The sequence below is a fragment of the Intrasporangium sp. genome, assembly GCF_039812505.1.
Lineage (GTDB): Bacteria > Actinomycetota > Actinomycetes > Actinomycetales > Dermatophilaceae > Intrasporangium_A.
Genome location: NZ_JBDIAQ010000142.1, coordinates 1 through 8,946, shown reverse-complemented (window position 1 = coordinate 8,946; position 8,946 = coordinate 1). Strand labels below are relative to the sequence as shown.

At 72.5% G+C, this 8,946-nt stretch carries 11 protein-coding genes; 4 read left to right on the top strand and 7 right to left on the bottom strand.

All coding sequences use genetic code 11. The features are described from left to right. Positions 1 to 104: 104 nt before the first annotated feature. Positions 105 to 1,466, top strand: coding sequence for a M14 family zinc carboxypeptidase (locus WMI84_RS14825; protein ID WP_347354490.1), 1,362 nt, complete (start codon positions 105 to 107; stop codon positions 1,464 to 1,466). A gap of 72 nt (positions 1,467 to 1,538) precedes the next feature. Here the strand turns inward: WMI84_RS14825 and WMI84_RS14820 are convergent, their stop codons facing one another. Together WMI84_RS14820 and WMI84_RS14815 are read right to left on the bottom strand one after the other, a co-directional pair. Further along, positions 1,539 to 2,363 carry a maleylpyruvate isomerase family mycothiol-dependent enzyme gene (locus WMI84_RS14820; protein WP_347354488.1) on the bottom strand — a complete coding sequence of 275 codons (825 nt, stop codon included), beginning with the start codon at positions 2,361 to 2,363 and terminating at the stop codon, positions 1,539 to 1,541. A gap of 8 nt (positions 2,364 to 2,371) precedes the next feature. Beyond that, positions 2,372 to 3,001 carry an alpha-ketoglutarate-dependent dioxygenase AlkB gene (locus WMI84_RS14815; RefSeq protein ID WP_347354486.1) on the bottom strand — a complete coding sequence of 210 codons (630 nt, stop codon included), beginning with the start codon at positions 2,999 to 3,001 and terminating at the stop codon, positions 2,372 to 2,374. Positions 3,002 to 3,097: 96 nt separating this feature from the next. Between WMI84_RS14815 and recO the strand changes: the two genes are divergently transcribed. From recO to WMI84_RS14800, 3 genes are all read left to right on the top strand, one after another. After that, positions 3,098 to 3,826, top strand: a complete 729-nt coding sequence (gene recO, locus WMI84_RS14810) for a DNA repair protein RecO (RefSeq protein WP_347354484.1) — start codon at positions 3,098 to 3,100, stop codon at positions 3,824 to 3,826. Positions 3,827 to 3,897: 71 nt separating this feature from the next. Further along, the gene (locus WMI84_RS14805; protein WP_347354482.1) at positions 3,898 to 4,707 is read left to right on the top strand and encodes an isoprenyl transferase; all 810 of its coding nucleotides are present in this window, start codon (positions 3,898 to 3,900) and stop codon (positions 4,705 to 4,707) included. A gap of 113 nt (positions 4,708 to 4,820) precedes the next feature. Next, positions 4,821 to 5,138 (top strand): hypothetical protein, encoded by a 318-nt coding sequence (locus WMI84_RS14800; RefSeq protein ID WP_347354480.1) that lies wholly within the window; start codon positions 4,821 to 4,823, stop codon positions 5,136 to 5,138. 45 nt (positions 5,139 to 5,183) lie between these two features. Here the strand turns inward: WMI84_RS14800 and WMI84_RS14795 are convergent, their stop codons facing one another. The 5 genes from WMI84_RS14795 to WMI84_RS14775 all read right to left on the bottom strand — a co-directional run bounded on the left by WMI84_RS14795 (position 5,184) and on the right by WMI84_RS14775 (position 8,861). Further along, positions 5,184 to 5,594, bottom strand: coding sequence for a transcriptional repressor (locus tag WMI84_RS14795; protein ID WP_347354478.1), 411 nt, complete (start codon positions 5,592 to 5,594; stop codon positions 5,184 to 5,186). Continuing rightward, positions 5,591 to 6,652, bottom strand: a complete 1,062-nt coding sequence (locus WMI84_RS14790; RefSeq protein ID WP_347354476.1) for a metal ABC transporter permease — start codon at positions 6,650 to 6,652, stop codon at positions 5,591 to 5,593. Before WMI84_RS14790 ends, WMI84_RS14795 begins: the two co-directional genes overlap by 4 nt. After that, complete coding sequence (locus WMI84_RS14785; protein WP_347354474.1) at positions 6,645 to 7,496, bottom strand: metal ABC transporter ATP-binding protein; 852 nt, start codon at positions 7,494 to 7,496, stop codon at positions 6,645 to 6,647. The genes WMI84_RS14790 and WMI84_RS14785 overlap by 8 nt, the downstream gene beginning before the upstream one ends. Further along, positions 7,493 to 8,446 (bottom strand): metal ABC transporter substrate-binding protein, encoded by a 954-nt coding sequence (locus WMI84_RS14780; RefSeq protein ID WP_347354472.1) that lies wholly within the window; start codon positions 8,444 to 8,446, stop codon positions 7,493 to 7,495. The genes WMI84_RS14785 and WMI84_RS14780 overlap by 4 nt, the downstream gene beginning before the upstream one ends. A gap of 124 nt (positions 8,447 to 8,570) precedes the next feature. Then, a complete protein-coding gene (locus WMI84_RS14775) occupies positions 8,571 to 8,861 on the bottom strand; it encodes a DUF6703 family protein (RefSeq protein WP_347354470.1) in 291 nt (96 codons plus the stop codon). Positions 8,862 to 8,946 lie beyond the last annotated feature (85 nt).

The following is an 8,946-nucleotide window of genomic DNA, read 5'->3' as shown; positions in this document are numbered from 1 at the left end:
GATCGGCTTTGCCGTGAATGTGTGCGACGAGGCACCACACTCACGAGAAAGTGCCCCTCAAGATGTCACGACCACGGACCACAAGACTGGCCACGCTCCTGGGCGTGACCACGTTGGCCGGTGCAGTCCTCGTTTCCGGCAACTCCTGGGCGACTCCCGCTGCCGCGCCGGTCCGGGCCGGCACGGAACAGGTGCCGGCCGATCCGGGCCCACAGCTGCAGCGCAGCCTTCGAGCGGCTGCAGCGCCGGGTGATCTGCGTACCCCCTTCGAGACCAGCAACGGCGCAACCTGGACCACCCTGCAACAGGCGCAACGCTTCCGGAGGCAGCTGGCTGCCAGCAGCGATCGCGTCGCCGTCGAGAGAGTCGGCCGGTCCGTGACCGGGGAGCCGATCCAGCTGGTCTCGGTCGGGTACCCGACGCCGAAGACCAAGGCGGACGCCGCCGAGGGGTCGGTCGTCCTGTTCAACTGCTCGATCCACGGTAACGAGCCGTCGGGTCGTGAGGCGTGCCTGCAGCTCGCCCGCGACATGGCGGTCACAGCCGATCCGTCCTGGCGGCGGTTGTTGACCGACACGACGGTCCTCTTCGTCAACATCAATCCTGACGGCTGGCAGGCGAACACGCGCGGCAACGGCGACGGCGTCGACATCAACCGCGATTTCCTGCAGCTCGCCACACCCGAGGCGCAAGCCCTGACGAAAATCATGCGGGACTGGAAGCCCGACATTCTGAATGACCTGCATGAATTCGGCCCGCGCGAGTTCTACAACACCCAGACGCTGTTGCTCTGGCCGCGTAACCGTAACGTCGACCCGGCGATCCATTCCCTTTCCAAGCGGATGGTGAACCAGTACACGGGCGCCCAGATCGAGGCGAACGGTCATACAACCGGTGTCTACGGAGAGCTGGTCAAGGACGGGAAGCCCTTCCTGCAGGTCGCCGGAGACCACCAGGCGCGCATCCTGCGCAACTACGCCGGTCTCAGGCACCAGGTGGGCCAGCTCACCGAGACCGCCAGCCGCGCCGTCACATCCGCAGAGGAGAACGACGCGACCCTGCTCAACCGCCGCCGGGTCTCGGACCAGTACGCGAGCGCGGTCGGCTCGATGTCGATGATGCTGGAGAACCGAGGGGTCCTGGCGCGTCAGACGGCTGCTGCCGAACAGCGGGCCACCCAGGCCGGGGCCGCCCGCTCCGGGGTCGTCTACTTCTCCGGACAGGACAGCATGCTGCCGACCTCGTCCGGCAGCGTCGAGCCCCGCCCGATGTGCGGGTACCAGCTCACTGCCGCCCAGCTGGAGCAGGTGCGAGCGAACCTGCGGCTCCAGGGGATCAGCTGGAAGCGCAACGCCGGAGGCGCCTACGTCACGATGGCCCAGCCCGCGCGGGGGCTGATCCCGCTGCTGCTGGACGAGCGCGCGCAGTACGGCATCGCCAAGGCCGAGGCCGTGACCAGCTGCTGAGCGGCGCCAGGCAGCCGGCGGGGCGGGTCGAGGTATCGGCCCGCCCCGCGTCGGCGCGGCCACGGACGGAAGTCAGTCGATGGCGCCGGCGAGGACGAGGTCGAGCACCCTCAGGGCTGCCGGGTCCCCGGTCCGGCCGATCTCGCCGACGGGGGGCCGGTTCCACAGCCAGCAGTCGACGTCCCCGGCGCGGCCGCTCACCTCGGCGGGCCCGTCGGCGGGACCACCCTGCACGAGCAGGCGCGGCACGTCCCAGGCGTCGCCGTCGGAGTCGGTGCCGGTCACCCGTACGGGCGTCACGGTCCAGGTGTGGAACCCGTCGACCAGCGCGATCGTCACCGGCGACCCGGTCGGGGTGGCCGTCAGGCCCGGCTCCGGCTCGTACCCGCGCATGACCCGCAGCGCCTCGTCGACACCGTCGGCCGCGAGTCGGCAGTCGACCGGCGCCCGCTCGGCCCCGACGGTCAGCTCCGCATCGATGCGGTGGATGAGCGCCTCGTGCGCCTGCCGCCGGGCGATGTATGCCGCCGAGTGGTCCGCGGCCCACATCCACAGCTCGGTCTCGGGGGGTGTATCGGCGAGCACCACAGCCAGGCGCTCGCTGGACCGGTCGAAGAAGTCGAGCAGCCCCGCTCGGTCCGCGGGCCTGGCCGGCTTGGCCGCCTCGACCTGCGCCACGTCGCCGCGCTCCGTGACCCGGCGCTGCGTGATCTCACCCCAGAACCACTGCACCTCACCCAGGTGCCACAACAGGTCGTCGGCCCGCCAGTCGGGGCAGGTCGGCACCGGCAGGCCCCCGTCCGGGCCGGCGAGCACCGACCGGAACCGATCCGACTCCTGCCGAAGGTGGTCGACGAACGGCAGGGCGGCGCCGTCGCGGACGGGGCTGAGCGGCATACCGCAGCCTACCGAACCCCGGCGACGCGGAACTGCACGGAGATGCGCGGGCCCACCGGCTCGGAGGTCTTCGGGACGGCGTGGTCCCAGGTGCGCTGGCACGACCCGCCCATCACGACGAGGTCGCCGTGGGCCAGCGGGAAGCGCCGGCTGCGGCCGCCGCCGCGCGGGCGCAGCGTCAGCGCGCGCGTGGACCCCAGGGAGAGGATGGCGATCATCGTGTCGAGCTGGTTCGAGCGCCCGATCCGGTCGCCGTGCCACGCGACGCTGTCGTGCCCGTCGCGGTAGAGGCAGAGCCCGGCCGTCACGAAGGGCTCGCCGAGCTCGTCGCGGTAGTGCGCGTTCAGGGCGTCGCGGGCCCGCACGAGCATCGGGTGGGGGAGCCGCTCGCCGGCCGCGTAGAACTTCGTCAGCCGCGGCACCGTGACGACGCTGTCGTACATCCGGCGGCGCTCGGCGCGCCACGGCACGTCGCGCAGCAGGGTGGTGAGCAGGTCGTCACCGCTCGCGAGCCAGCCGGCCCGCACGTCCACCCAGGCGCCCAGGCCCAGCCGGGTGCGCCGCAGGCCGGCCGGCAGGTCACGCAGCGTCATCTCGTCGGCCAGGTCGAGCAGGGAGCCCTGCAGCGCTAGATCCATGCACCCGAGCGTACCTCAACCTCGAACACCTGTTCGGCCGCGGCGACACCCGTGAGGCGCGCCCCGACCGGTGGTCCGCCGGGAGACAATGGCGCCATGCCGCTCTACCGTGACGAGGCAGTCGTGCTGCGAACCCACAAGCTGGGCGAGGCCGACCGCATCATCACGATGCTGACGCGCGGGCGCGGGCAGGTGCGGGCGGTCGCCAAGGGCGTGCGCCGCACCAAGTCGCGCTTCGGCTCGCGCCTCGAGCCGGGGATGGTCGTGGACGTCCAGTGCTACCAGGGCCGCAACCTGGACACCGTGACCCAGGCCGAGACGCTGGCGCCGTACGGCGGCTCGATCGCCCGCGACTACACGAGCTACACGGCCGCGACCGCGATGCTAGAGACGACGCTGCAGCTGACGCAGGAGCACGAGCCGCAGACGCAGCAGTACCTGCTGCTCGTGGGCGCCCTGCGGGCGCTGGCCGGGCGTGCGCACGACCCGGGGCTGGTGCTCGACGCCTACCTGGTGCGCGCGCTCGCGGTGGCCGGCTGGGCCCCGAGCTTTCGGGACTGTGCGCGGTGCGGCGCGCCCGGGCCGCACCGGGCGTTCGACGTGCGCTCCGGCGGGGTGGTCTGTCCGGTATGCCGCCCACCGGGCTCGAGCGCGCCCGCTCCCGAGACCCTCGAGCTGCTCGCGGCCCTGCTGTGCGGGGACTGGGAGTCGGCCGACGCGAGCGACCCGCGGCACCGGCGGCAGGCCAGCGGGCTGGTCGCGGCCTTCCTCCAGTGGCACCTCGAGCGTGGGGTCCGCTCGCTGCGGCTCGTCGAGCGGGCCTGACCCGTAGTCTTCGTGGCACGCCCACCAGATGGCTGCGCCGCCGAGTGCGAGCCCGGACCGACCGGAGGACCATGACCCAGCCCTTCCCCCACCCGAGCGGCGCCCGCCCGCCGGTCATCCCCGCCTCGGTCATGCCCCGGCACGTCGCGATCGTGATGGACGGCAACGGACGGTGGGCCAACGCCCGGGGGCTGCCGCGGACCAAGGGGCACGAGGCGGGCGAGTCCTCGCTGCTCGACGTCATCGCGGGGGCCATCGAGGTGGGCGTGACCCACCTGTCGGCCTACGCCTTCTCGACCGAGAACTGGCGTCGCTCGCCCGACGAGGTGCGCTTCCTGATGGGCTTCAACCGGGCCGTCATCCGGCGCCGGCGCGACCAGCTGCACGAGTGGGGCGTGCGGATGCGCTGGGTCGGCCGGGCCCCGCGGCTCTGGCGTTCGGTCATCAAGGAGCTCGAGGTTGCCCAGGAGCTGACCCGGCACAACACCGGGCTCACCCTGTACTTCTGCGTCAACTACGGGGGCCGGGCCGAGATCGCCGACGCGGTCCGGCGCATCGGCGAGGAGGTCCGGGCGGGCCGGCTGCGGCCGGGCTCGATCGACGAGCGGACCGTCAAGCGCCACCTCGACGAGCCCGACATGCCCGACGTCGACCTGTTCATCCGCTCCTCCGGCGAGCAGCGCACGAGCAACTTCCTGCTCTGGCAGTCCGCCTACGCCGAGATGGTCTTCCAGGACCGGCTGTGGCCCGACTACGACCGGCTCGACCTGTGGGCCGCGATCGAGGAGTATGCCGCTCGGGACCGTCGCTACGGGGGCGCCGTCGACGTGCCGGGGCGGGGCGCGACGCCGGAAGGTGGCGCGACGCGGGGCGGGCGCTGACCCGCTCTGCCGGCCTGCCCGGCGCAAGGGGCGAGCGCATACTGACGAGCGCATACTGGGTAAGGGAGAGGGGAAGGACCGGATCCGCCGGGGGGCGGTCCGGCAGGCATGACATGGGCGAGGAGGCGATGGTGGTCATCCAGCACCGGACACCGGGCAAGCGGGCCGCCGGAAACGACCGTCGGGGTCGGGTCAAGCTCATCCTTGCCGGATGTGTCGCCGCGATGGCGGTCTTCGTGCTCAACGTGACCCTCGCGGTGCTGACGATCCTCGTGCTCGGCGGCACCGCCGCAGGCCTGACGCTGTTCCGGGGGCGTAGCTCGAGCCGGCTCGGCCGGTTCCTCGTCGGGGCGATGCTCGGCACGACCCTCTACATCATCTTCGCGTGGTACGGCACCGCCACCAGCCAGGCGGTGCTCCAGGCGGGCTGACGCGGGCGGTCGAGCCGGGCGGCAGGTGATCGGTGGTGCGCGCGGTCAGCGCGGGCGGGCGGTGGCGCACGTGCGGCACGTGCCGAAGATCTCCAGGGTGTGGGTCACCTCGGTGAAGCCGTGCTCGGCGGCGACCCGGTCGGTCCACCGCTCCACCGCGGGGCCCTCCACCTCGACGGTCCGGCCGCAGGAGCGGCAGACCAGGTGGTGGTGGTGGCCGGGCTCGCAGGCGCGGTAGACGGCCTCCCCCTCGTCGGTGCGCAGCACGTCGACCTCGCCGGCCTCGGCCAGGGCCTGCAGTGTCCGGTAGACGGTCGCGAGCCCCACCGCCTCGCCGGCCTCGCGCAGCCGGGTGTGGACCGCCTGGGCGGACGCGAAGCCGCCGGCCTGCCCGAGCATGTCGGCCACGGCCTGCTGCTGCCGGGTCGGCCGGCGCGTCGTGCGTCTCGTGGTCATGCCCGGACCTCCTGGTCGTCTCCGGTGGGCCGGTCGCCGCGGGACCCGGTGGCATGGCGGTTGTCGGTGCCGTGCCCGTCGGCACCATGCCCGTCGGTGCCGTGCTCGTCGTAGTGGCCCTGGTGGGCAGCGTGCCGGTGGCCGTCGTGCAGGTAGTCGACGTGGTCGCCGTGCACGATCGCGTCGTGGCCGCAACCCGGACCGTGCTCGTGGTCGTGCGTCTCCGCGACGGCGTGGCGCCGTTGCCGCAGCCGGCTCGCGACCGCGGTCGCCGCGGCCGTGACGATGTAGGCGAGCACTGCGAGCACCACGATCGTCCCGCCCGACGGGGTGTCGAGGGGGTACGACACGACCACCCCGCCGACCGCCGAGACCAGACCGATGGCCACCGCCCAGCGCAGTCCCGACGTAAGGCTGTGGGCGAGCAGCTGGCCGGCGGCGTTGGGCACGATCATCAGGGCGCTGATCAGCAGCAGGCCGACCACTCGCATCGCGACCACGACCGTGGTGGCGGTCAGGACCGCGAGCACGATGTTCAGCGGCAGCACCGGCAGGCCCACCGCGCGGGCGTACTCCTCGTCGTTGGCGACCGCGAACAGGCGCGGCCAGAGCACCCACAGCGTCCCGACGATGACCAGCGCCAGGACGAGGAAGACCCACACGTCCGAGGTGCGCGTGGTCAGGATCGAGCCGAACAGGTAGCTCATGAGGTTGGCCGGGGTGCTCTCCGGCGCCTTGCTGATGATCACGACGCCGGCCGCGATGCCGCCGTAGAAGATGACGCCGAGGGCCACGTCGGCGTTCGTGCGCCCGCGGGCCCGGAGCAGCTCGATGACGACGGCGGCCAGCACCGCTCCGACCAGCGCGGTCAGCACCGGCTCCTGGCCGGTCACCAGGCCGACGGCCACCCCGGCGAGGGCGACGTGGCCCATGCCGTCGCCGATCAGCGACAGCCGGCGCTGCACGAGGAAGATCCCGACCATCGGTGCGACGAGCCCGACCAGCAGCGCCGCGATGAGCGCCCGCTGCATGAAGTCGGTCGTGAGGATCTCAGCCATGGTCGTCTCCCGAGGGGTCCACCGGGTCACGGGTCAGCGCGTGGGGGCGGGCCGGGCCGGCCGGCTTGCCGTCGTGGTGGTGGTGGCGCGAGTCCCGCTCGTGGGGCACCGGGGCGAGCTGGGCGGCATACCGCTGCGGTGTGCCGTCGAAGACCAGCCGTCCCCCGTCCACCACGACGATGCGGGTCAGCAGGCGCTGCAGGGCACCGAGGTCGTGGGTGACGATGACCATCGTCACGCCCTGCGCTACGAGCCGGGCGAGCACGTCGGCGAGCACGTGCTGGCTCGCGACGTCGACACCGGCCGTCGGCTCGTCCATGACCAGGACCTCCGCCTGCCCGGCGAGGGCCCGCGCGATCAGCACGCGGCGCTGCTGGCCCCCGGAGAGCGTGCTCACCTCGGTGGCGGCCCGGTCGGCCAGGCCGACCAGCTCGAGGGAGCGCGCCACCACCTGGCGGTCGGTAGCCTTCAGCCGCCCGAACCAGCCGAGCCGGGGCAGCCGCCCGGTGGCGACGATCTCCTCGGCTGTCGCCCGCACCGAGGAGGAGAGGGTATGCCGCTGGGGCACGTACCCGAGGCGCGCGCGGTCACGCAGCTGGTCGGCCGGCTCGCCGAACAGGTGGACGGTGCCGCCGACGTGCTCGTTGAGCCCGAGGATGCCCTTCATCAGGGTCGACTTGCCGGCCCCGTTCGGGCCCAGGACAGCGACGATCTCGCCGCTGTGGACGGTCAGGTCCACGTCCTCGACCACCGCGTGCTCGCCGTAGCCGAAGGCCGCGGCGCGCAGCTCGATGACCGGCTCGGGCCGGGGTGCCCGCGGGTGCATGACCGGTGCGGTGGTCATCGGCAGTCCTGGCCCTTCTCGAGCCTGGCGAGGTTGGCCCGCATGATCCCGAAGTAGTCGGTGCCTGCCGACGCGGTGGTGATGCCCTCGACCGGGTCGAGGGTGGCCACCGCGGCGCCGGTCTCGGCCGCGACGACCTGGGCGAAGTGCGGCTCGACCAGCGTCTCCTGGTAGATCGTCGTCACTCCCCGCTCGGTGACCAGGCGGGTGATCGCGGCGAGCGCCCCGGCGGTCGGCTCCGCCTCGGGGTTCAGCCCGGTGATGCCGTGCTGCACCAGCCCGTAGCGCTGCGCGAGGTAGCCGAACGCGGCATGGCTGGTGACCAGGTCGGTGATCCGACAGTGCGCCAGGCCGGCGTGGAACTGCCTGTCGAGCTTGTCCAGCCGTCCCACGAACGCCTTGGCGCCCGCGGCGTATGCGGTGGCGCGGGCCGGGTCGAGCCGGCCCAGGCGGGCGCCGATCGCGTCCGCCACGGTCGCGTAGCGCTCCGGGTCGAGCCAGAAGTGCGGGTCCACCGCGTGGTCGTGGTCGTCGCCGGCCGCGGGGTCGTGCTCGCCGGGGTCGGTCGTGGTCAGGTCGGCGACCGGCGTCACGTCGAGGAGCCTGCTGGGGTCGAGCAGGCCTGTCGCCTCGTCGACGGCCGGTTGGAACCCGCTCTCGTAGACGAGAAGGTCGGCCTTGCGCAGGGCCACGACCTGTCTGGCGCTGAGCTCCACGTCGTGCGGCTCGGCGCCCGGCTTGGTCAGCGAGGTCACGTTGGCATGCTCACCGGCGATCTGCTGGACGGCGAACTCGAGCGGGTAGAAGGAGGTCGCCACGGTCAGGGGCTGCGCACCGGTCGAGCCGGTCCCGGTGGCGGGGTCGATGGCGGCGGTGCTGCCCGTGCAGGCGGAGAGGGCGCCGAGCGCCGCTGCGACGAGCGTGGCGGCTACCAGACGACGAGGATTCACATGAGAATCATTCTCAGAGTGAGAATCATTGTCAAGTTGATGGGCGGTGCGGGCCGGGCAGTTGCTCTCGGGGTCGGGTGGGTGGGTGCGCCGGTCGGGTGGGTGGCTGCTCGTGGGCGAGTGGTCAGCCCTTCGGGACCAGCTTGACGATCGCGACAGCGACCACGAGCACGAGCACCGACAGACGCATCAGGCGTTCCGGCTGCTTCAGACGCTGCCAGGTCAGGAAGAGCAGCCACCCGACGAACAGGGCGATTGCCAGGAAGGCAATGCCGCCCCACGGGACCGGGGCAAAGGCCCCCACTGCGAGCAGCCCGACCAGCACGAGGAGCGGGACGGGACGTGGGAGCCGGTTGACCCGCCCGACCCAGGGGACGGATGCATGCTCGAGGCGGGACCGGAAGCTGAGGGACACACCAGAAGGGTAGGCGATCGAGGACCGGCCGGTGACCGTGGTCGAGGACCGGCCGGGTCCCGGCTCAGGTCAGTCTCCCGGTCCC